The sequence below is a fragment of the uncultured Eudoraea sp. genome (assembly GCF_947260015.1).
Lineage (GTDB): Bacteria > Bacteroidota > Bacteroidia > Flavobacteriales > Flavobacteriaceae > Eudoraea.
The window spans coordinates 23338-44251 of the sequence record NZ_CAMYOM010000017.1 but is presented as its reverse complement, the minus strand read 5'-3'; the positions used below and the strand labels follow the sequence as shown (position 1 = coordinate 44251).

23 protein-coding genes and 1 pseudogene are annotated in these 20914 nt (G+C 35.8%); 8 read left to right on the top strand and 16 right to left on the bottom strand.

All coding sequences use genetic code 11. The features are described from left to right. Both Q0X66_RS09140 and Q0X66_RS09135 read right to left on the bottom strand, forming a co-directional pair. A pseudogene (locus tag Q0X66_RS09140) lies at positions 1–825 on the bottom strand (ABC transporter ATP-binding protein); the annotation flags it as partial. Next, positions 818–1504, bottom strand: coding sequence for a TetR/AcrR family transcriptional regulator (locus Q0X66_RS09135; protein WP_297705560.1), 687 nt, complete (start codon positions 1502–1504; stop codon positions 818–820). The pseudogene Q0X66_RS09140 and the gene Q0X66_RS09135, both read right to left, overlap by 8 nt. Before the next feature lie 175 nt (positions 1505–1679). On the opposite strand from Q0X66_RS09135, the gene Q0X66_RS09130 reads away from it, so the two are divergent. Both Q0X66_RS09130 and Q0X66_RS09125 read left to right on the top strand, forming a co-directional pair. Then, entirely contained in the window at positions 1680–2243 is a 564-nt protein-coding gene (locus tag Q0X66_RS09130) for a DNA-3-methyladenine glycosylase I (RefSeq protein WP_297705559.1), read from the top strand. After that, entirely contained in the window at positions 2230–2820 is a 591-nt protein-coding gene (locus tag Q0X66_RS09125) for a hypothetical protein (protein ID WP_297705558.1), read from the top strand. Before Q0X66_RS09130 ends, Q0X66_RS09125 begins: the two co-directional genes overlap by 14 nt. A gap of 145 nt (positions 2821–2965) precedes the next feature. Here the strand turns inward: Q0X66_RS09125 and aat are convergent, their stop codons facing one another. From aat to Q0X66_RS09110, 3 genes are all read right to left on the bottom strand, one after another. Continuing rightward, the gene (aat, locus tag Q0X66_RS09120; protein ID WP_297705557.1) at positions 2966–3628 is read right to left on the bottom strand and encodes a leucyl/phenylalanyl-tRNA--protein transferase; all 663 of its coding nucleotides are present in this window, start codon (positions 3626–3628) and stop codon (positions 2966–2968) included. 64 nt (positions 3629–3692) lie between these two features. Beyond that, positions 3693–4070, bottom strand: a complete 378-nt coding sequence (locus Q0X66_RS09115; RefSeq protein ID WP_297705556.1) for a DUF3127 domain-containing protein — start codon at positions 4068–4070, stop codon at positions 3693–3695. Further along, the gene (locus tag Q0X66_RS09110) at positions 4048–4959 is read right to left on the bottom strand and encodes a flavin reductase family protein (protein WP_297705555.1); all 912 of its coding nucleotides are present in this window, start codon (positions 4957–4959) and stop codon (positions 4048–4050) included. The genes Q0X66_RS09115 and Q0X66_RS09110 overlap by 23 nt, the downstream gene beginning before the upstream one ends. A 107-nt stretch (positions 4960–5066) precedes the next feature. Between Q0X66_RS09110 and Q0X66_RS09105 the strand changes: the two genes are divergently transcribed. Both Q0X66_RS09105 and Q0X66_RS09100 read left to right on the top strand, forming a co-directional pair. Continuing rightward, positions 5067–6218, top strand: a complete 1152-nt coding sequence (locus Q0X66_RS09105) for a HAMP domain-containing sensor histidine kinase (RefSeq protein ID WP_297705554.1) — start codon at positions 5067–5069, stop codon at positions 6216–6218. Next, positions 6218–6574, top strand: a complete 357-nt coding sequence (locus Q0X66_RS09100; RefSeq protein ID WP_297705553.1) for a hypothetical protein — start codon at positions 6218–6220, stop codon at positions 6572–6574. The genes Q0X66_RS09105 and Q0X66_RS09100 overlap by 1 nt, the downstream gene beginning before the upstream one ends. On the opposite strand, the gene Q0X66_RS09095 is transcribed toward Q0X66_RS09100, so the two are convergent. Both Q0X66_RS09095 and greA read right to left on the bottom strand, forming a co-directional pair. After that, positions 6561–6953, bottom strand: a complete 393-nt coding sequence (locus Q0X66_RS09095; protein ID WP_297705552.1) for an HIT family protein — start codon at positions 6951–6953, stop codon at positions 6561–6563. The two genes, Q0X66_RS09100 and Q0X66_RS09095, sit on opposite strands and share 14 nt — an antisense overlap. A 69-nt stretch (positions 6954–7022) precedes the next feature. Further along, positions 7023–7499 (bottom strand): transcription elongation factor GreA, encoded by a 477-nt coding sequence (greA, locus tag Q0X66_RS09090; RefSeq protein ID WP_297705551.1) that lies wholly within the window; start codon positions 7497–7499, stop codon positions 7023–7025. Positions 7500–7749: 250 nt separating this feature from the next. Here greA and Q0X66_RS09085 point away from each other — a divergent pair, with 250 nt between their 5' ends. Beyond that, complete coding sequence (locus tag Q0X66_RS09085; protein ID WP_297705550.1) at positions 7750–8187, top strand: hypothetical protein; 438 nt, start codon at positions 7750–7752, stop codon at positions 8185–8187. Positions 8188–8224: 37 nt separating this feature from the next. Here Q0X66_RS09085 and Q0X66_RS09080 read toward each other — a convergent pair whose 3' ends face one another. From Q0X66_RS09080 to Q0X66_RS09055, 6 genes are all read right to left on the bottom strand, one after another. Next, a complete protein-coding gene (locus Q0X66_RS09080; protein ID WP_297705549.1) occupies positions 8225–10369 on the bottom strand; it encodes a TonB-dependent receptor in 2145 nt (714 codons plus the stop codon). A gap of 365 nt (positions 10370–10734) precedes the next feature. After that, positions 10735–12276 (bottom strand): DUF4301 family protein, encoded by a 1542-nt coding sequence (locus Q0X66_RS09075; protein WP_297705548.1) that lies wholly within the window; start codon positions 12274–12276, stop codon positions 10735–10737. Continuing rightward, the gene (locus tag Q0X66_RS09070) at positions 12273–12836 is read right to left on the bottom strand and encodes an ATP-binding protein (RefSeq protein WP_297705547.1); all 564 of its coding nucleotides are present in this window, start codon (positions 12834–12836) and stop codon (positions 12273–12275) included. The genes Q0X66_RS09075 and Q0X66_RS09070 overlap by 4 nt, the downstream gene beginning before the upstream one ends. Further along, positions 12791–13429 (bottom strand): nicotinamide riboside transporter PnuC, encoded by a 639-nt coding sequence (pnuC, locus tag Q0X66_RS09065; RefSeq protein ID WP_297705546.1) that lies wholly within the window; start codon positions 13427–13429, stop codon positions 12791–12793. The genes Q0X66_RS09070 and pnuC overlap by 46 nt, the downstream gene beginning before the upstream one ends. Continuing rightward, a complete protein-coding gene (locus Q0X66_RS09060; protein WP_297705545.1) occupies positions 13413–13673 on the bottom strand; it encodes a hypothetical protein in 261 nt (86 codons plus the stop codon). Before Q0X66_RS09060 ends, pnuC begins: the two co-directional genes overlap by 17 nt. Before the next feature lie 33 nt (positions 13674–13706). Next, a complete protein-coding gene (locus tag Q0X66_RS09055; protein WP_297705544.1) occupies positions 13707–14345 on the bottom strand; it encodes a 4'-phosphopantetheinyl transferase superfamily protein in 639 nt (212 codons plus the stop codon). A gap of 84 nt (positions 14346–14429) precedes the next feature. On the opposite strand from Q0X66_RS09055, the gene ahcY reads away from it, so the two are divergent. Next, positions 14430–15746 (top strand): adenosylhomocysteinase, encoded by a 1317-nt coding sequence (gene ahcY / locus Q0X66_RS09050; protein ID WP_297705542.1) that lies wholly within the window; start codon positions 14430–14432, stop codon positions 15744–15746. An 81-nt stretch (positions 15747–15827) separates the two neighbouring features. Here ahcY and rpmA read toward each other — a convergent pair whose 3' ends face one another. The 3 genes from rpmA to Q0X66_RS09035 all read right to left on the bottom strand — a co-directional run bounded on the left by rpmA (position 15828) and on the right by Q0X66_RS09035 (position 17310). Then, positions 15828–16088 carry a 50S ribosomal protein L27 gene (gene rpmA / locus Q0X66_RS09045; RefSeq protein WP_297705540.1) on the bottom strand — a complete coding sequence of 87 codons (261 nt, stop codon included), beginning with the start codon at positions 16086–16088 and terminating at the stop codon, positions 15828–15830. Positions 16089–16133: 45 nt separating this feature from the next. Further along, positions 16134–16730: a 50S ribosomal protein L21 gene (gene rplU / locus Q0X66_RS09040; protein WP_297705538.1), complete on the bottom strand. Its 597-nt coding sequence runs from the start codon at positions 16728–16730 to the stop codon at positions 16134–16136. Positions 16731–16854: 124 nt separating this feature from the next. Next, entirely contained in the window at positions 16855–17310 is a 456-nt protein-coding gene (locus tag Q0X66_RS09035; RefSeq protein WP_297705536.1) for a DUF4199 domain-containing protein, read from the bottom strand. 172 nt (positions 17311–17482) lie between these two features. On the opposite strand from Q0X66_RS09035, the gene Q0X66_RS09030 reads away from it, so the two are divergent. Further along, positions 17483–18808, top strand: a complete 1326-nt coding sequence (locus Q0X66_RS09030) for a pitrilysin family protein (protein WP_297705534.1) — start codon at positions 17483–17485, stop codon at positions 18806–18808. A 4-nt stretch (positions 18809–18812) separates the two neighbouring features. Further along, entirely contained in the window at positions 18813–20891 is a 2079-nt protein-coding gene (locus Q0X66_RS09025) for a pitrilysin family protein (protein WP_297705532.1), read from the top strand. Positions 20892–20914: the final 23 nt, after the last annotated feature.

Genomic DNA, 20914 nt, shown 5'->3' with positions numbered 1-20914 from the left:
ATTCATCTCCTGATTAAGGACAAGAATCCCCCCTATAAGCAATAGGCCAAGGGTAACCAGAACTTTAAAACCAATCATCTGAATAAACTGAATCACCAATATTTTAAAGTGACTTTCCCTGGCGCCAAGATAGTCAGACACTAAAACGTCAGTTTTGTTCATAGCCAATTTGGTTTTTCCGGATAACTTAAAACTAACTATCGATCGTGCTACCTCTTGTATCCAATGCGCAACCTTATATTTATTTTTTGACTCATCTAAGCTGGTCTCCAGGCCTCTTTGTGCAGTAAATTTGAATACTATGTATATTAGTAGTAGTAACAGAATCCCATAAATGATAAAAAAAGGATGATAGAATGAGAGTAAAAGTAAACCCAGAATTATCTGTAATAAAGCTGCCGGGAAATCAATTAATATTTTGGAAAGGCCTTTCTGCACATTTAAGGTATCAAAAAAGCGATTAGCTAACTCCGGAGGATAGAAATTAAGCAGCTGATTCATCTTTATTTTTGGGAATCGGTAAGCAAACTCAAATGCAGATCTGGTGAATATTTTTTGCTGCACATTTTCAATAATCCGTATCTGCATTAATTGCAGGACACCAACAAAAGCGACACCTAATGTTACAAGTATTACCAAAATTATCCAGGAAGTACTTACCTGGGCTCCCTGGATCAGGTTTATTATGGCTTGTATCCCTAAAGGAAGGGATAAATTGACTACCCCTGCAAATATTGCATAGTAAAATATTTGAAGAATATCTCGCTTGTCAAGCTTTAATAGTCCAATTAAACGCTGCCAGGCACTAAGAATATTTTTAGCCATTGCTTTTAATATTTAAGGTGTTAAACGTTAGGTGTTTAAAATACTCCGTGGGCGTTGTCGTCTTATTGCAACTTGTCAAAGAGGAAAAGTGATCCATTAAAAAATACTGATGTAAAGCACCGTCAATAATGGTACTTGCAAGACTTGAGGAATACGGGTAATCCGCATTTACTTCACTTATCATAAGACTCATTCTATTGACCAACCTTTTGTAGATTACAAAATATCCCTCCTTGTTTTCCTGATCTACTTCTTTTGTCAGATAAGACTTAGAATATTCATTAATTACAATTTTATTAAGTAGAACTTCATTAATATGAGTAAATGCCAAATCAATTTCTGTTGCCTGTGTCATAATTTCTATGGCTCTTTCGAGTTTAGAATTGGTATCAGGGATATTGTTTGTTGCAAAAACCAACTGATATTCAAGCCAACCCCAATACCAGGAAGCCAGATAAAGTAATAGTTTATGTTTATTTTCAAAATATCGATAAATGGAACTTTCATTGGATCCGATCTTTTGACCCAATTTTTTAAAAGTGAAACTCTCGAAACCAATGTCATTAATCATGAGAATGCTTTCCTCAACAATTCGTTTCCCTAAATTGGAAGATTCAGGGTCCTTTATATATAATTTATCATTAATCGTAATCCGCATAGAATGGAATAAACTTTCCATAAACTTTGATTTAAATATTGGGCAAATATAATAGTATTACTATCATTAACTAATAGTTTAACTATTTTTTAACGAAAGTATTACTATCTTATTGCTAGGAGCACCTTACAAATGACCATTCGTAAGTAATTCAATTCCGATTAATGCCATATCTTTATATAAAAGATTCGGCATTATGGAAGTGCATAAATGTGGTTGGTGTCTGGGTAATGACCTATACGAAGCCTATCATGATGAAGAATGGGGCGTTCCTGTAAAAGATGATCCGACGCTATTTGAGTTTCTTGTATTGGAAACTTTTCAGGCCGGGTTAAGCTGGCTGACAATTCTTAAGAAACGGGAAAATTTCAGAAAGGCTTTTGACAATTTTGAATACAACAAAATTGCGACCTACCAACAACCCAAAATTGATACCTTGCTAAAGGATGCCGGAATCATTCGAAACAAACTCAAAATTAGAGCTACAATTACCAATGCCCAGGCTTTTATTGAAGTACAAAAAGAATTTGGAAGTTTTAGCAAATATATCTGGGGTTTTGTAAAGGATAAACCCATAAAAAATAGTTTTGTAGATTATAGGGATGCCCCGGCAAAAACATCACTTTCAGATACTTTGAGCAAGGACTTAAAGAAGCGTGGGTTTAAGTTTGTTGGAAGTACCGTGGTTTATGCCCATATGCAGGCAACAGGAATGGTTAATGATCACGAAGTAAATTGTTTTAGATATGATGAAGTATAGATTTTTACTACTATTAATTATGGCCTTATTTCAGTTTTCAACAGGCCTCTCTCAAATAAAGGTTGAGCGCGAACATCGAATTAAAAAAAATCAATTCCCGGAAGCTGCACATGATTTCATCAAAGTGAAACTGCAGAATGCTAAAAAGCTTCGTTTTTATAAGGAAACAGATACTTCTAAAATTAGTTATGAAGCCAAGTTTAAAAAGGATAAATTGTATTATAGTATTGAATTTGATGAATCGGGCAAACTTGAGGTTATTGAAATTCTAATTAAGGAAGTGGATGTCCCTGAAGATTCATGGTCAAAGATCACAAAGTTCCTAAATGAAAAGTTTAATAAGTTTAAAATCAGAAAGATTCAACAACAATATCCTATCGCCTCTGATCAGAATGTCGAAACTACCTTAAATAATGCATTCCAAAATCTTTTGATTCCTTCCTTAAATTATGAATTATTGGTAAGGGGTAAAATACATGACGAGCATGCGGACTATGAAATATTATTTGGGGCGGAGGGAGATTTTATAAAAATGAGGGAATCTCTTCCGGCCAACTATGATCATGTCCTTTATTAGTGAGGAATAAACAATTTCTATTTGCTCCTATGAGATTCCACAAAATACAAGCTATGCTATAATTATTCTTGTTGTAATTCTGTAGTCTAAATATATCATATACCAAACTTGATGGACTCAAACCAGACACCTTATTCTTCGGGCCCTAAATACTGTCCTGCAATAATTTTAAGAATTCCTTCCTCGGGATTTCTTCTGCCCCTAAGCTTGCCAAATGCTTGGTATAAACCTGACAATCTATGAATTTATAGCTCTGTTCTTCAAGATCCCTTGCCAATTTAATAAATGCAAATTTAGATGCATTGCTCACCCTAGAAAACATACTTTCACCACAAAATACGTGTCCAAGATCAATACCGTAAAGCCCACCTACTAATTTCTTATCTTCCCAAACCTCATAAGACCTGGCAAACCCCAGATCATGCAATCGTAAATAGGCCTCTTTCATACTATTGGTAATCCAGGTTCCTTCCTGCCCTGCTCTCTCTATTTCGGCACAGGCTTCCAGAACTTCACCAAAGCATTTATCCCTGGTAAAAGTGAAGCGCGTACCCGATAAAATTTGTCGCATACTTTTAGAAATCCGAATCTTACGAGGGAATAAGACCATCCTGGGATCCGGGCTCCACCATAAGATCAAAGAATCGTCATTAAACCAGGGAAATATCCCTGATTTATATGCCAGTAGTAATCTTTCAGGAGATAAATCCCCCCCCACTGCCAGCAATCCATCCCCATTAGCATTATCCGCCGGAGGAAACTCTAACAGCTTTGTTAAAAAGTAAATATCGCTATTGTTGTTATTCAAGTTTAACAGTTCTTAAAATTACCCGTCAACTTAAAAATAATCTGCAGCTGAAAAGGGATTCTATCTAAAATGGCAGATCGTCGTGATCTTCTTCATTTAGTTCTTCAGCCGGTTCAAATGCCTCAATAGGAGGCACCGGTGGAATTCCACTATCCCCTTGATCGGGTTGTAAAGTTTCAATTCGCCATCCTTGAACAGAATTAAAATATTTAACCTCCCCCTGAGGGTTTGTCCATTCTCTTCCTCTCAGGTTAATGTTAATTTTTACAGTTTCTCCAACTTTGTGCTTATTAAGCAAGTCACATTTATCCTGAACAAATTCTACCAATATATGTTGGGGATACTGTTCTTCTGTTGTAATAACCACCTCTCTTTTTCTAAAACCGTTATTACCAAAGGTTTTAGTCTCATCAATCATTTTAATTTTTCCTTGTATTTCCATTTAATTCAGTATTTATTAGCAATACTTTCCATGCAGAAAGTATCTTATTATTATCTAAATATTCTCTTGCTATTCTGTGTAATTCTCTTGTATCCTTGTTTTTGACAATTGACCGAATTTGATCATTTGTTGCTATAAATTCATCGAGATCATTATTATCGGGGATTCTTTCAACATTTCCCAATAAGCCCAAATCGTTGGCTGTAAGCATTTTTATCAATCTTATTTCTTCAGGTATATTATCAACCCCCATTCCGAGCTTGGAAAGTGGTTTTGGAACCTCAAACATGCCCTTATTAGCCCTGCTATACCAATTACCTCCCATTCGGGCAACCTGATCAATTTTAAATTGGTCAATTGAGCCGTTTTCATCTAAAATTGATTCCCGGATGTGAATTTTAACAACTTCCGCAAAAACCAGATTACCAGCTCCCCCTTCCTTGCCTAAAGCCTCAACCTTTGTAACCTTACATTCAAACTGGACTGGAGATTCAGAAACCCTGAATGGTTTAACCAAATCTGAGTCTAACATGGTTAATCCAGCCTTTATGAATTCATTTACATTTTGATCATATTCCGTACTGGTCAAAGACATCTGCTGAACCAGCTCGAAATTTACAATATTGATAACCACTTCTTTTATTTTAAGCACATTATTTAGTGTATGCTTAGTAGTATTATCCCGTACTCTTCTGGCGGGTGAGAAAATCAATATAGGTGGATTAGCGCTAAACACATTAAAAAAGCTAAAGGGTGAAAGGTTTGGAATTCCTTTTTCGTCCATAGTACTTGCAAAAGCTATGGGCCTCGGCCCAACAGCACCTAAAAGGTAAGAGTGTAACTGCCCGGTAGTAATCTCAGAAGGTATTAGGGATATAGTTTTTTGCATCAAAACAAAGGTATATAAATTGTGTCCCATTTAAAACTTTAACTCGCTTGTAGAACACAACATTTTAGGCCAATTTCAGTTATCTTTAATGCTAATTAACCGAAAGGATGAATTTTAATTCCCAAAAGAAGACTTCTAATCTATTTCTATTAATAGCATCTTTTGTTATTGTGAGTCTTATTCTTTGGAATACCAATAGTTTTTTTAAAAAATTCAAGGAAGAAGAGCGCCATAAAATGGAGATATGGGCCACAGCTCAGTCCGAATTATTGCAGTCTTCAGAAGGCAGAGATCTGGGAAATCTACACGTTAAAATCTTTCAAAACAATACTTCAACTCCAATGATTCTGGTAAATATGGATGGATCCATAAGAACCAACAACATGCCCGAAGAAATAGTTGTTGATACAATTTATTTAAAGAAAAAGATAAAAAAATTTGAAGCAGAAAACACACCTATTTCTATTGATTATAACGATGAGCAATTAGCTACACTCTATTACGGTAATTCGGAAGTATTAAATAAATTAAAATACTACCCTATTGCCCTTTTATTAATTATTTTTCTGTTTGCTGCGGTTATCTTCTTTTTCTTTAAAACCAATAAAGCATCTGAACAAAACAAACTATGGGCGGGAATGGCAAAGGAAACTGCCCACCAGATTGGTACCCCGCTAACCTCACTTCTTGGTTGGAATGAACTATTGAAGAGCGAACAAGTAAACCCGGATATTACCAAAGAAATTGAGAAAGATATCGGAAGATTACAGAACATAACAGAACGTTTTTCTAAAATAGGTTCACTCCCCAAACTTCAAGAACACGACATTGTTAAAGAAACCAGGAGTGCCTTTGAATATCTAAAACTCAGAAGTTCTAAACTTATTCATTTTACTTTTAATTCTAAGGTTGAACAACTTCCCGTTCTATTAAACCGTTCATTATATAATTGGACCATTGAGAATTTGGTCAAAAATGGAATTGACGCCATGAAAGGTAAAGGTAATATTGCCATCGAAATTGTTCCGGACGGCAGATATGTTAATATATTAATTTCAGATACCGGACATGGAATAGCGAAAGGAGACTTCAATTCGATTTTTAATCCTGGTTACACCTCAAAAAAACGAGGCTGGGGTTTAGGCCTATCCCTTGTTAAAAGAATAATTGAGGAGTATCATAAAGGAAAGATAAAAGTACTTTCTTCGAGCAAGGAAGGAACTATAATGCAGATATCAATAAAATCAGATCAGCAATAATGGCAAAAGAAAAATTAGTTGTTATTAAAGAGGCCGACATTACGAATAATTGCCCTGAATGCTTTAATCAGGACATGAAAATTACGTTTTATCAAAAGCATTTATTTGGAAGACTTTATCATAAGATTACCCCAAAAGTTAGTCATCAAATTAAATGCAATACATGTGAAAGTATTATTTACCCGGTAAAGTGGACTGAAGATATTGAGCGCATATTTGAGTATTACCAAAAAATGGTCAATCCGGAAAAAGCTAGCACTAAATTCACTGCATTATTTTATATTCTTGTACTGTCGCCTATTGTTATTGCCGGGGTATTATTCTACCTATTCCAAACCGGTATCATTGCATTTTAGATTGTATTTTCCTGGCAATATCTTCAAATTCTTCTGGTGATAACTGAATTTTGTTCATAAAGGTTGCATCTGCCATCTTATTTAAGGGAATTAGATGCACATGCACATGGGGCACTTCCAAACCTATTACTGTAATTCCCACTCGTTTGCAGTCTATAGCTGCTTCAATAGCCTTACCCACGCTTCTGGAAAATCTCATTAACCCCAAATATAGAGCTTCATCCATATCCATTATTTTATCTACTTCTTTCTTAGGCACACATAAGGTATGCCCCTTTGCATTGGGATTAATATCCAGGAAGGCAAAAAAATTATCGTCTTCGGCAATTTTGTAAGATGGTATATCGCCATTTATTATTTTAGTAAAAATACTTTCCACAATCAATTATGGGTTAAATAAAAAATCCTATCAATATTGACAGGATTAAATATAAAGAATTAAAGTTTTTTAATTCCTGCTTATTTCAAGAATATCAAATTTTAGCGTGCCATTTGGCACTGTAATTTCGGCAACGTCGCCTACTTCTTTACCAAGAAGGCCCTTGCCAATTGGTGAAGTAACAGAAATTTTCCCGGACTTTAAGTCCGCTTCACTTTCAGCTACAAGAGTGTAACTAATAACCATACCATTTTGTTGGTTTTTAAGTTTTACAGTCGAAAGCACGAGTACTTTAGAAGTATCTAGCTGAGATTCATCAATTAATCTGGCATTAGACAAAGTCTCCTCCATTTTAGATATCTTTAATTCCAGTAATCCCTGCGCTTCCTTAGCTGCATCATACTCGGCATTTTCCGATAAATCACCCTTATCTCTGGCATCAGCGATTGCCTGTGAAGATTTAGGTCTTTCAACATCTCTCAGGTGATTTAATTCTTCTTTGAGATTTTTTAATCCTTCAGCAGTGTAATATGATACATTACTCATAACTTCCTTATTATTTGAACATAAAAAGTATGCCCAAAATCATTAAACAATAAATCCTACGAAAACGCAGGATTAGTTTAAACTACCATTTTGATTTAACTAATTTAAGATAAACACATTATGTGGGGTAATTAATCAAAATGAGGTTTAACTGATAAGAAAATCCTCTTTTTTAAAGAGGATTTAACGCAAATATACATATTTTTTGTTCAATTTTGTTTAAGATAGCTTAATTGAATTCTATTATTATATGAAAAGAATTTGCCTTTGGTTTGTGTTTATTGTACTACTGGCCTGTGGTAAAGATGAAGAAAACCGCAATCCTTATTTGCCGGAAGTTGGCTTCAGATTTGAAGCTAATCTTAATTTACCACTATATAGTCCCTTATCTAACACGGGGAATGCTATATTCATTGGAAACCAGGGCGTTGGAATAAGAGGTGTTTTTGTCATTAATACGGGTTTTGACCAATTTTTTGCCTGGGAAGCCAGTTGCCCAAATCACGCGCCAAATGCCTGTTCTACAATGGATCTTAATAGTCAAACGGTAATTTGTTCATGCGAAGATTTTGAATATATTTTGTTTACCGGACAACAATTAGACCGGCCTGATGACGGGAAACGTTATTATGACCTTTTATTTTACAACACTTCATTTGATGGAACAACAGTTGTAATTTCCAACTGAAAACAAGGTATTACATTCCAATTACTGATGGGCAACCTTAGAAGTTAAACGTTGCTCCCAATAGAAAGTTTATTCCGGCCTGTGGGTAATACCCGGCGCCTTCAATTGTGGTTATAGTTCCCGGATTGGAAAAATCGTCATCATAAGTAAAAAAGTAGCCGTTTGATACATAGCGGGCGTCAAAAACATTATTAATCAGTCCTGTGAGTACGATGCTTTTTATGAATGAATTTGTATGGAAAGTGTATTGTATATTAAAATCTGTTTGTGAATAGTCCTCAAGAACAGAGCCTTCCGCATCAATATTACCCATAAATTGTTTTCCAACATATTTCGTAAGTAACGACATTTGAAATTTTTCATTGGGCAAGTAACTAAGAATATTACCTGCCACAATATCTGGAGAGAAGGCAATATTCGTATTCCCTAAATTTTCTAACTCCCCATCTCTCTCAAAAAGAAAATCAATATTCTTATTTGTGCTTAGTGCTATATTGGGTTGTAATTTGAAGCGCTTACCAATGCTTATACTGGCATCAACTTCAAGACCAAGACGATAACTGTCACCAACATTGGCCCGTAGTGGAGCCCCTACGTCATTGAGTTCTCCGGTTAATACTAACTGATCTTTATACCTCATGTAATATATATTAGTGCTTAGCTGAACAGAAGGTGAGACATAACGCCATCCCAATTCAAAATCATTCAGTTTTTCTGGTTTAGGATTGCCATTCTCATAATCATTCCTGTTAGGTTCACGATTTGCTACCGCAAAGGAGAGATATAAATTATTTGAATTATTAAGATCATAGGTGACACCAACTTTAGGATTAAAGAAATTAAATCTATCATCTACCAATCCAGTTTCATCGCCGTTTGCGTTGTATCGCACAGTTCTAAATTGTAGATCTCCAAAAAGCTTCCAATTTTGAGAAATCTTATAGTTTATTTTTCCAAAAACATTGAAGTCTGTTTTTTTGGAATCATCATCATAATATCTATCTCTGATCATACTATTTCCTGCAAAACGCGCCCAGATTACTTCACCAAAATGATCTCCATTATAGGAATTCCACCCTCCACCAATGATAAGGTTTATTTTGTCTTTTTCATATTTGGCAGAAAATACAGTTCCGTAAAAATCATTATCAAGCCAACGACGGCGGATTAAATCTGTGGTATTCACTAACTCTCCATCAACCACTATTGGTGAAAATCCATAGGTTTCAAAATCATCGTCTTCTCTAAACTGCTCAAAGTAACCACGTCCTTTGGTATAGTGAAATGCAATATTTGTGCTCCATAAAGGTGATATGGTTTCATTCCAGAGTAGTTGAAAATGATCTTGTTTATAATTATCTTCTTCCCTGTCGTAAAATTGAGTGTTACCATTTTCATCGGTATATATTCCGGCCGGGTTAAAAGTCCGGTCAGTTGCAAGAGTTTCTGCATCAATGCCAAACCATGACTGGTAAGTAACTTCGTGTCCTCCAAAAAGGAGTGCTTTTATTAAGGTGTTATCATCAACATAAGAACCCTGTAAAAAATAGGAATCCAGTTCAGATGAAGCCCTGTCAATATAGCCATCAGATGTTATTCTGGATAATCTCCCGGAAATTTCAATATGTTCATTTAACAATCCTGTACTGAACTTGATATTGTTGCGAAGTGTATTAAAGCTGCCATAAGAAGATGATATATGCCCATAGGCTTCCATCGAGGTAGCATCTGTCAATATATTTAAACTTGCACCAAAAGCCCCTGCTCCATTTGTTGATGTGCCAACTCCCCGCTGTAATTGCAGGCTTTCTGTTGAAGATGCAAAATCGGGCATATTTACCCAAAATGTGCCATGTGATTCAGAATCGTTATAAGGTATTCCATTAATAGTAACATTTACACGAGTTGCATCACTTCCTCTAACGCGTATCCCTGTATAGCCTACTCCGGCCCCGGCATCGGAAGTTGTAACTACCGCAGGCAAAAAATTCATAAGAACAGGAATATCCTGTCCCAGGTTCCTTGGCATTATTTCTTCCTTTGTTAAATTGGAAAACGTTACAGGAGTTTCTTTAGTAACTCTTATGGCAGAAACAAAAACCTCGTCCAAAACAATTTTCTTAAGGGCAGTAGTGTCAGATTCTTGTTGTTGAGTATAGGATTTTGCACCAATACAAATCATGAAAAAAATTAGTATAACAGCCTTCATTCGTAGTTCAAGACGAATAAGAGGGGTTCTATTCTAATTTTTATGATTTTTTCTTTTTCTGAAGAGACAGAAATAAATCCAAATGGCGACTTTCGCCTCCCTTAGCAGCATTACCTGCCCAGGTTCCTTGGGTATAATCTCAGCTTATCCTGAAAGCATTGTAAAAATCGTGTTTAATGTAACCAGATTTATAGAATACTTTTTGTCAGGAGTTCGCACCCCTTTTGAGATGAAACAAAGTTACGATGGTAGTTCCGTTTTTCATAATAAAAGCTTCATAATTAAAATTCGATAAAATAAGAAAAAAACTTTTTTTCAAATAAACATATCTCCTTAAACTAAGTTACCTGATGTGCTGGCTTTAAAAGGTCGTTTACTGTTTTTACCGGATTAAAAGTGAGTAAGGGAACTTCAACAAATATTGTATTCCAAAAGGCCATAGCCCCGTTCCAAAGTCCTGGTAATTCAAGGGCCTTTAGTTCTTTGCCATCTTCTGTTTTTTGTGAGATAAACCCCTGTTTTGTATCAACAAAGTTCAAGAGATTATACTTCTCACCTCTAAAATTTCTTACTCCACATACAAGGTCGACCGGGTTAAAATGTGTTGAATTCTTTAAAATAGCCATCTGACTTTCATCGGAAGTATCCACCTGGGCAGATTCTACGATTTGCAGTGAAATATGATCATGTACGTCTCTTATCCAAAAAGGACCTCCACCTGGTTCACCTTCATTCTTAACCATCCCACAAATACGGATAGGTCTGTTGATCTTGTCTTTTAATATTTCCAATTGCTCCGCGATGCTAAAACTTGAAAAACTCTCTAAAAACCTAACATTGAGATCATTTTCTAAAAATGTTTTGATTTCGTGTAATTGTTCACCATTAATGTCATTTCTTTCCAGCTGATCTGCATAAGCAAATGCTTTTTGTTGTAATTCCAGAAGCAAGCCGGCAAGTACTTTCTTGCTAGTTGCCAGTTCAGCTTCGTGTTTAGGTACTACTACATTGTCAATATTTTTAATAAAGATAATATCTGCATTTTGTTCATTTAAGTTCTCAAGAAGTGCTCCATGGCCACCAGGTCTAAATAATAATGACCCATCATCCTTCTTAAACAGCTCATTATCCGGAGTTACCGCTATAGTATCTGTAGAGGGTTTTTGATTTGAATATGTAACTTCAAATTCCGTTTTTGCAGCTTTTGATACCCTGGGACCAGCTGTTTTAAATTCTTGAGAAAATAAGGATTGGTGTTGTTCTGAAATAGTAAAATGTAATTTTGCCGTATTGTTTACAACGGCATAGCTCGAAGCTTCTTTTAAATGTTCTTCAAAAGGAGTAGCAGTAAATTTCACGTAATTGTGAAAGGGTAAAAGTCCTTTCGGGTAAAAACCATAATTAAGGTTTTCTTTCAATAACATTTCACTTACAAAACGATATTTGATGTCATTTGCTGAACTGGCTTTGTTTTTTATTCGTTTTTGAACAATCTCGTAAAAGGGAAATTTTTTAATTTGTTTAAAAAAAGTCTTTAAATCCGTTTCATTTATTCTGTCTACATAGGTATCCAGATCTTCGGCGTCAGGATCATAATGCTCTAAAAAGTTAAAGAGGGATTTAAACATTCTTGATGCAGCGCCAGAAGCAGGAACAAATTTGAGTAAACTTAAAAGCCCTTTTAGTTCTTCGAACTTACTGACTAACTTTTTCTCCCGCGCTTTACTTAATTTCAAAATCCCATCCGAAACTATTGCGGCCTTTTCCAACCTTACAAATGGTATCCCCTCTTTAAAGGTCTCAATCTGATCCAGAACCTTTTCTTTTGAGATTCCCTTTTCCTCTAGTTGTTGTAAATCCATTGGTGAAAACTCAATCATTTGTGGAGTAGTTTATCGATAGATTTAATGGCCAGTGCAAGCCTTTTTCCATTATCCCCATTTAAAATAACAAAATTCTTATCATACTTTTCCAATGTTTCCTTAAAATAAAGAAACATGCGTTCGCGTTCATTAGGTTTATCCCGAAGATCGTCTTTTTCCCAGGGAATATCTATGGAAGTTAGCAAATAAAGATCATATGTATTCTGCAAAGCGTATTTTTCTAATACAGGATCGCAATAACCAAGGTAATATGCTTCAGAATATACTTTAGTTTCTAAAAGATCTGTATCACAAATAAGAAGTTTATTTGCTTTTTCCGTCAAGTCATTTTCCAAACTAATTTGGCCTTCTGCAATAGGTATCAAATCATGAGGTTCACAAGTAGTTTGTTCTTTATTCCATTTTTCCTGCAAATATTCACGCGCATATTCAGGGACCCATGTAGTTTGATAATGATTTGCAAGTTCCCGGGCCAAGGTAGTCTTACCTGTTGATTCAGGACCAAACAGAACTACTTTAATAAGGTTAGCGGGCTTTTGTTTAAGTTTTTCTTCCATGCCATATAACCATAAATGGCGATTATGGTAAATAATAAATATTGCAGTGATGTAAAAATAAGTCCTTTATACAAATATAAAGGAACTGTAATTACATCACCAATAATCCAATAGATCCAATTTTCGAGCTTTTTTTTGGCCATAAGCCACATCCCTACAAAGAAAATGGCCGTTGTAAGGGTATCCACATAGGCCGTCCAACTATTAAATTTATCGAACAAGGAATACACCAGAATAACAAAAACAACCGCTCCAATAAACAGGAGTGCGGACCATTTTTTCTCTTGCTTGTTCGTTTTTGTTATTGGGATAAAATGGTCGGCATCTACTTTTCTCGTCCATAAGTACCAGCCTAAAATACTCATGGAAAAATAATACGCGTTTATAAGCATGTCTCCCAATAGCCCATATACCCAAAGAATATATACAAAGATCCCTGTGTTGATTATTCCGGTAGGAAATACAAGGATATTTTCTCTTTTTGCATACCACACACTTAAAAATCCGAAAACAACACCTATCATTTCAAGGATGATTAGGAACGCAGGTGTATCCTGGTATTGAGCAAAAACCCAATCAAAAATCTGGCTCATAATTGCTTCGGTCTGTTTTTACAATTTTGATATACATTAAACCATTTTCCACTAATTCCAAAGTAATTTTAATTTCTTTAATAAGCAGTTTCATTATATCATCATAATCTCCATAAATCTGCGTACTTAAAGGATTTTCCAAGACGGTAAAACCGGAGGTCCTTATTTTTTTAATAAAACCTATAATTAGCTCTTCATAATTATCCTGTAACGGAGTTAAGGTCAGTTCAACAGATATATTCATAATTTGTAAATTAAAATCCAGCCAATCTTTATTTTAACCTTCTTTTTTGATTGCATATACACAGGTAAATTCTTCAAATTCCAGAAAAGAAATATCGTACTCAGATATGCACCCGTCATATCTGATAATACCTTTCGTAGTATTATCGATGTTTATAAAATCATCGATATAAATATGATTTATAAAACTCAGCCCATGGGTGGCATATATCTTATAAAGGGACTCTTTGGCGCCCCATATAATTGTTAGTTTTTTAACGATTTCTTTTGCGTTTTTAATATTGGCATATGCCTCTGTAGTAGTAAACTTATGCCCAATACGGATTATTTTATCCCTTTGTTTCTCGATATCAATCCCAACCTCATCTATCTGACTTACAATTATTCCTGTAAATTGATATGAATGTGTAATGGAGATATGATTACCGTCTTTCAGATGTGGCTTTCCCGCCAGGTCATAAAAAAGATCACTATCTACATAACCCGCTAACCCCATTAAGTGGCGTATGCTTAAAAACCCTCTCCTATGCAATTCAGACTTCATACTGTTCACTCTAAGCTGGCAATTATTAGTAAGCTCAATATTTAAGGAAAGTTCTTTCTCAGACTCTGTAATCTTCCAAATGTATACCTTGGTATATGGGTTTACTGTTATAGTTTTGTAAAGAGGCATACAATATTTTAAGTTATCATTATCTTTGCCTTTTGAAATTGTAAAAGAATTTCTGTAGGACGAATGTAAAAAAATAAAAAAGATATGCAAACCAATACAATACCATACGTTCCATTTAAAGTCAAGGACATTAGCTTGGCGGAATGGGGAAGAAAAGAAATAGAATTGGCTGAAGCCGAGATGCCCGGGCTTATGGCCTTACGTGAAGAGTACAAAAAAGAACAACCACTTAAGGGTGCCCGTATTGCAGGTTGTCTTCATATGACCATACAAACAGCAGTACTTATAGAAACCCTTACTGCTCTTGGGGCAGAAGTTACATGGAGTTCATGTAATATTTTCTCCACTCAGGATCATGCTGCTGCGGCCATAGCAGCAAGCGGCGTACCTGTTTATGCATGGAAAGGCATGAATGAAGAGGAATTTAACTGGTGTATAGAGCAAACACTGTTTTTTGGTGAAGAACGCAAGCCGCTTAATATGATACTGGATGATGGAGGCGATCTTACAAATATGGTATTGGATCTATTTCCAGAACTAACATCCGGAATTAAAGGTCTTTCAGAAGAAACAACTACCGGAGTCCACCGACTTTATGAGCGTTTCAAAAATGGGGTATTGCCAATGCCGGCCATAAATGTGAATGATTCGGTCACCAAATCAAAATTTGACAATAAGTATGGTTGCAAGGAAAGTGCAGTAGATGCGATTAGAAGGGCCACGGATACTATGCTCGCGGGAAAACGAGTTGTTGTTGCAGGTTATGGAGATGTTGGAAAAGGCACGGCAGCTTCATTCAGAGGAGCAGGAGCTATTGTTACAGTTACTGAAATAGATCCCATCTGCGCTCTGCAGGCCTCTATGGACGGATATGAGGTAAAAAGACTAGAAACAGTAGTTAGTAATGCCGACATTGTAATTACGGCTACCGGAAATAAGGATATCCTCAAGGAAGAACACTTTAGAGCCATGCGTGATAAAGCTATTGTTTGCAATATTGGCCATTTTGACAACGAAATAGATATGGCCTGGTTAAATGACAATTATGGTAATACCAAAGATGTGATTAAGCCGCAGGTAGATAAATATACTATTGATGGGAAAGACATTATAGTGCTTGCCGAAGGACGATTGGTTAATTTAGGATGTGCCACCGGTCATCCAAGTTTTGTTATGAGCAATTCGTTTACAAACCAAACACTCGCACAAATAGAGTTATGGAAACATAATGATAAATATGAAAATAAGGTATATATGCTTCCTAAGCATTTAGATGAAAAGGTTGCGAAACTGCATTTGGAACGTTTGGGTGCTGAACTCACAGAATTGCGAGAAGAGCAGGCATCTTATATTGGAGTTGAAGTTAAAGGCCCTTATAAGCCCGACTATTACAGGTATTAGAGGACTAAGCTTAATTTAGAAATACAAAAAACCCATTATGAAAACATAATGGGTTTTTATTTTGAGTTATTCAATTGAGTATTATGCCTCAAAAGGCTCTATAGAAACATAAGATTTTCCGCCTGCTTTCTTTTGAAACTTTACAAGTCCATCTACTTTTGCATGCAATGTATGATCTTTTCCAAGGTAAACATTATTACCGGGGTTGTGCTTGGTACCACGCTGTCTTACAATAATATTTCCTGCAATAGCAGCTTGTCCCCCAAAAATCTTAACCCCTAAGCGTTTCGATTCTGATTCTCTACCGTTTTTAGAACTACCTACACCTTTTTTATGTGCCATGATATTATTTTTTATACCAAGCCTGGGCCGGTATTAGTTATTAACTTATTTATTTAATGCCTCAATAAGATCGGCCTTTTTCATAGAAGAAATCCCGGAGATTCCTTTGGCTTTGGCCATTTCCTTTAATTCTGCTACTGTCTTTTTGCTTAAATCAACTTCTGCTTTAGGAGATACTTTCGCTTTTTCAACTTTAGCTTTAGGAGCTTCCTTCGCTTTTTCAACTTTAGCCTTAGGGGCTTCAGCTTTTGGTGCTGCCTTTTTAACTGGTGCTGCTTTTACAGGAGCTTCTTTTTTAGTTTCGGTCTTAGCTGCCGTTTTCTTAGCACCTTTGGCTACAATCCCTTCAATAACCAACTCCGTTAAATACTGGCGATGCCCATTTTTCTTTTGAAATCCTTTACGTCTTTTCTTTTTAAAGACAATTACTTTGTCACCTTTAAGGTGTTTAACGACTTTAGCCTCTACTGCGGCTCCGTCTATAGCTGGGGCGCCAATTGTAATGTTGTTACCATCTTCCAATAAAAGGACGTTGTGAAAAGAAACTTTTTTTCCTTCGTCTTCCTGTAAACGGTGAACGTATACTTTTTGGTCTTTTGCAACTTTAAATTGCTGCCCTGCTATTTCTACAATTGCATACATAGCTTAATATTAAATATTTTTATTTCCCTTTAAATGAGCTTTTTAGCATATTAAATACCAAAGGCGCTCTAAAGGCGGGTGCAAATATACTGCTAAATTGGGAAATCACAAGAGTTTTTTTATTCTAAACAGATTTTTTCTCGAGCTTCTTTGGAGTTTTAAACAGCTGCATAAAAGTAAGTGTCAGTACCAGCGTAGTTGCAAATCCCATAATTGCAACTGTGAAGAATACGATCCCTTCAAAGTTTTTGAAATTATTAAACCAACTGGTTGAAAGTTCTTTTAAAAAGCCTGTATTGATCTCAGTAGAGTATAAAGCAAAAAAGAAAGTAAAAATCAACGTTGCCACGACACCAGTTACCATTCCTGCTTTAAAGCCTACTCCATAGTTGAAGTTGTGTTTTTCCTGAAGTCTAAAATATTTTATGGCTTCATATATTCCGAAACCCGTAATCACGCCATTAAAAAGACTAAAAAACACGTTGGTATGTAAACCAAAAAGCGATAAAATCAAAAAATATGCAATAAGACAGCCACTTGTCGCAATACCAAAGCGTACAGGGAGCGCAATTCGTTTCATTTTTTTTGTTTTTCTTCTTGTCTCCTTTAAAATAATGATAATTGCGCAATTATCATATAAATTCTTGTTAAAGAAGAAGAGTTTTCTTTCTCATAAACCCAAAAAAATTATATTAGCAACTCTTTAAAAGCCTGTAAAAACAAGTATAAACCAATCCGTTAATTTAAAATTTATGAAAAGAAAATTTTACACAGCACTGTTAGCACTCCTGGCTTTTATGACAATTAGTGCGCAGAAAGTAATTTATGAAGAGTACAACCTGGATAACGGGCTTCATGTTATTCTTCATCAGGATAATACTGCGCCAGTGGTGACCACATCTGTGATGTACCATGTTGGAGGTAAGGACCGAACTGAAGGCCGTACTGGATTTGCACATTTATTTGAACATCTACTAACGACTGAAGGCACAAAAAATATGAAACGGGGAGATGGATTTAAAATTGTTCGTGCCAATGGAGGCCAGAATAATGCCAATACTTCTCAGGACAGAACTTATTACTATGAAGTATTTCCATCAAATAGTTTAAAATTAGGTTTATGGATGGAATCTGAGCGCATGCTTCATCCTATTATTGATCAAACAGGCGTAGATACTCAACAAGAAGTAGTAAAAGAAGAAAAGAGGCTTAGGTATGACAATTCTCCTTATGGACAATTACTTCCCGTCTTAGGAAAAAGCCTTTTTAGTGTTCATCCTTATAAGGATCCAAATATTGGTTATATGGAAGATTTGGATGCGGCTACCCTAGAAGACGTAATTGCATATCATAAAAAGTACTATGCCCCTAATAATGCAGTCCTGGTTGTAGCTGGCGATATTGAAATAGCTGAAACAAAAAAGATGATCAGGGATTATTTTGCGGATATACCGAAAGGAGAAACAATAGTCAGGGATTATCCAAAAGAAGAACCTATTGTAAAAGAAGTGCAAACCCAGGCCTATGATCCTAATATACAAATACCGGCATCACTTATTGCTTATCGCACTCCGGGATTTACACAAAGGGATGCTTATGTTCTGGACATGATCTCAACCTACCTCAGTGATGGTAAAAGTTCCAAATTGTACAAAAAACTAGTTGATGAGCAAAAACAAGCTTTACAGGTAGGTGCTCTTAAAATTCCACAAGAGGATTACGGGATGTATTTAGTTTATGCACTTCCTGTTGGAGAAACTAGTCCCAAAGTATTGGTCACTGAAATGGAAGAAGAAATTGCTAAGGTACGCGAAGAAATTATCTCTGAAAATGACTTTCAAAAACTGCAAAATAAATTCGAGAATAATTTTGTAAACTCTAATTCCAGTGTACAAGGTATCGCAAATTCTTTGGCTAGATATTATATGTTGTATGGAGATACTGAATTAATAAACAAAGAAATTGACATTTATCGTTCAATTACGCGGCAGGAAATCAATGAAGTCGCTGAGAAATACTTAAAACCTAATCAAAGGGTAATCATTTATTACCTGCCAGAAGAAAAAATTGATAACTAAGAAAATGAAAAAATTATATACAATATTTGGTTTGGTTTTTATGACCATGACTATACAGGCACAAGTAGACAGGACTGTAATTCCTAAACCAGGTCCGGCACCTGAAATTAAACTGGAAGATCCTCAACGTTTCGAACTCACGAACGGACTTAAAGTTTTGGTAGTAGAGAATCATAAATTGCCAAGGGTTTCTATGCAACTCACTATTGACAACCCCCCAATTGCCGAAGGACAAAAGGCAGGAGTTTCAAGTCTCACATCAAGTTTATTAGGAAATGGGTCCACATCAATTTCTAAAGATGATTTTAATGAAGAGGTTGATTTTCTTGGAGCAACGATAAATTTTGGTTCTCAAAGTGCCTTTGCAAGTGGGTTGTCCAAATATTTTTCCAGAATCTTAGAGCTAATGGCAGATGCCGCTATTAACCCCAATTTTACCCAGGAAGATTTTGATAAGGAAAGAGATAGACTTATCACGGGTTTAAAGACAGAAGAAAAAAATGTGCCGGCAATTGCAAGCAGGGTACAACTTGCGTTAGCTTATGGTACAAATCATCCTTATGGTGAGTTTATTACTGAAGAGACCGTAAATAATGTTAAGCTCGCAGATGTGGAAAGGTTTTATCAGGAATTATTTGTTCCTGCCAATGCTTATCTGGTAGTGATCGGCGATGTAAAATTTACTGAGGTAAAAGAATTAGTGACCAAAAATTTTGATGATTGGGTTAAGGCGTCACCCCCTTCACTAGGATACTCAGAACCTTTGGATGTCCAATATACCCAGATAAACTTTGTAGATGTTCCAAATGCAGTACAATCCGAAATTACTGTTGAAAACCTGGTAAATCTAAAAATGAATAGCGAGGACTATCTTGCAGCATTAATGGCCAATCGCATATTAGGCGGCGGACCTCAAGCTCGTATTTTTCAAAATCTCAGATCAGATAAAGCTTATACCTATAGTGCTTACTCAAGTGTCGGTAATGATAAATACGCTCCATCAAGGTTCAGGGCAGGAACCAGTGTTCGTAACTCCGTAACGGATAGTTCTGTGGTGGAAATCTTAAAAGAAGTAGACAGAATAACTAAAGAGCCTGTTACTGAAAAAGAACTAAAGGACGCAAAAGCACTATATGTAGGGAATTTTGTTATGGCTTTAGAGCAGCCTTCCACTATAGCCCGTTATGCATTAAATATTGAAACAGAAGGCTTACCCAAAGATTTTTATAAGACCTATTTAGAACGTATAAATGCAATTACCGTTGAAGACGTGCAGAAAGCTGCTCAGAAATACTTCCATATAAACAATGCAAGGGTTGTCGTTGCAGGAAAAGGAAGTGAAGTTTTGGAAAATCTCGAAAAAGTTCCTTTTAATGGCAGAATGGTTCCTGTGAAGTATTATGATAAGTACGCCAAAGCTGTAGAAAAACCAAATTATGATATTGCTTTACCCGAAGGAGTTAATGTACAGACTGTCTTAGACTCGTATTTTGAGGCGATCGGGGGAAAAGCTGAAGTGGAGAAGATTCAATCCTTAAAACTGGTTTACGAAGGATCTGCTATGGGATCAATTATTAAAACTGAGGAAAAAAGAACTGCCGACAAATATGTACAAACTACCTTTATGAATGATGCCCCAATGATGGGTGTTATTGCAAAAGGAGATGAATTATTTATGAAACAGGGTGGCAACAAAGTTCCTTTACCCCCGGAAATGCAGCAGGATATGAAAGCTGCTATTGGAATTTTTCCTGAACAGGGAATCGCTTTAAGTACAAAAGCAAAACTTACAGGCACGGAAGATGTAGATGGTAAAACCGCCTACAAAATAGAAGTTCCCGGAGAAATTGTTCAGGCTACCTATTTTTATGATGTCGAATCTGGATTAAAGGTAAAGGAGACCACGGTAATCACTATGAATGGGCAAACCCAGAACCAGGAGGTTAATTATAAAGACTATCAGGAAGTGGATGGAATAAAATTTCCTTCGCTTAAAGTGGGTTCTATGGGACCACAAATGATAGAGACCAAATTACTTGAGGCAGTTATTAATGTAGAAGTAACCGCGGAAGATTTTGAATAATCACTCCTAAGGATATCCATAAA

What these genes read in the sequence shown, in the direction of transcription:
- Q0X66_RS09135 (WP_297705560.1), bottom strand. Translation starts at nt 1,504, where the DNA reads ATGGAAAGTTTATTCCATTCTATGCGGATTACGATTAATGATAAATTA.
- Q0X66_RS09130 (WP_297705559.1), top strand. Translation starts at nt 1,680, where the DNA reads ATGGAAGTGCATAAATGTGGTTGGTGTCTGGGTAATGACCTATACGAA.
- Q0X66_RS09125 (WP_297705558.1), top strand. Translation starts at nt 2,230, where the DNA reads ATGATGAAGTATAGATTTTTACTACTATTAATTATGGCCTTATTTCAG.
- Q0X66_RS09115 (WP_297705556.1), bottom strand. Translation starts at nt 4,070, where the DNA reads ATGGAAATACAAGGAAAAATTAAAATGATTGATGAGACTAAAACCTTT.
- Q0X66_RS09110 (WP_297705555.1), bottom strand. Translation starts at nt 4,959, where the DNA reads ATGCAAAAAACTATATCCCTAATACCTTCTGAGATTACTACCGGGCAG.
- Q0X66_RS09105 (WP_297705554.1), top strand. Translation starts at nt 5,067, where the DNA reads ATGAATTTTAATTCCCAAAAGAAGACTTCTAATCTATTTCTATTAATA.
- Q0X66_RS09100 (WP_297705553.1), top strand. Translation starts at nt 6,218, where the DNA reads ATGGCAAAAGAAAAATTAGTTGTTATTAAAGAGGCCGACATTACGAAT.
- greA (WP_297705551.1), bottom strand. Translation starts at nt 7,499, where the DNA reads ATGAGTAATGTATCATATTACACTGCTGAAGGATTAAAAAATCTCAAA.
- Q0X66_RS09085 (WP_297705550.1), top strand. Translation starts at nt 7,750, where the DNA reads ATGAAAAGAATTTGCCTTTGGTTTGTGTTTATTGTACTACTGGCCTGT.
- Q0X66_RS09080 (WP_297705549.1), bottom strand. Translation starts at nt 10,369, where the DNA reads ATGATTTGTATTGGTGCAAAATCCTATACTCAACAACAAGAATCTGAC.
- Q0X66_RS09075 (WP_297705548.1), bottom strand. Translation starts at nt 12,276, where the DNA reads ATGATTGAGTTTTCACCAATGGATTTACAACAACTAGAGGAAAAGGGA.
- Q0X66_RS09070 (WP_297705547.1), bottom strand. Translation starts at nt 12,836, where the DNA reads ATGGAAGAAAAACTTAAACAAAAGCCCGCTAACCTTATTAAAGTAGTT.
- pnuC (WP_297705546.1), bottom strand. Translation starts at nt 13,429, where the DNA reads ATGAGCCAGATTTTTGATTGGGTTTTTGCTCAATACCAGGATACACCT.
- Q0X66_RS09060 (WP_297705545.1), bottom strand. Translation starts at nt 13,673, where the DNA reads ATGAATATATCTGTTGAACTGACCTTAACTCCGTTACAGGATAATTAT.
- Q0X66_RS09055 (WP_297705544.1), bottom strand. Translation starts at nt 14,345, where the DNA reads ATGCCTCTTTACAAAACTATAACAGTAAACCCATATACCAAGGTATAC.
- ahcY (WP_297705542.1), top strand. Translation starts at nt 14,430, where the DNA reads ATGCAAACCAATACAATACCATACGTTCCATTTAAAGTCAAGGACATT.
- rpmA (WP_297705540.1), bottom strand. Translation starts at nt 16,088, where the DNA reads ATGGCACATAAAAAAGGTGTAGGTAGTTCTAAAAACGGTAGAGAATCA.
- rplU (WP_297705538.1), bottom strand. Translation starts at nt 16,730, where the DNA reads ATGTATGCAATTGTAGAAATAGCAGGGCAGCAATTTAAAGTTGCAAAA.
- Q0X66_RS09035 (WP_297705536.1), bottom strand. Translation starts at nt 17,310, where the DNA reads ATGAAACGAATTGCGCTCCCTGTACGCTTTGGTATTGCGACAAGTGGC.
- Q0X66_RS09030 (WP_297705534.1), top strand. Translation starts at nt 17,483, where the DNA reads ATGAAAAGAAAATTTTACACAGCACTGTTAGCACTCCTGGCTTTTATG.
- Q0X66_RS09025 (WP_297705532.1), top strand. Translation starts at nt 18,813, where the DNA reads ATGAAAAAATTATATACAATATTTGGTTTGGTTTTTATGACCATGACT.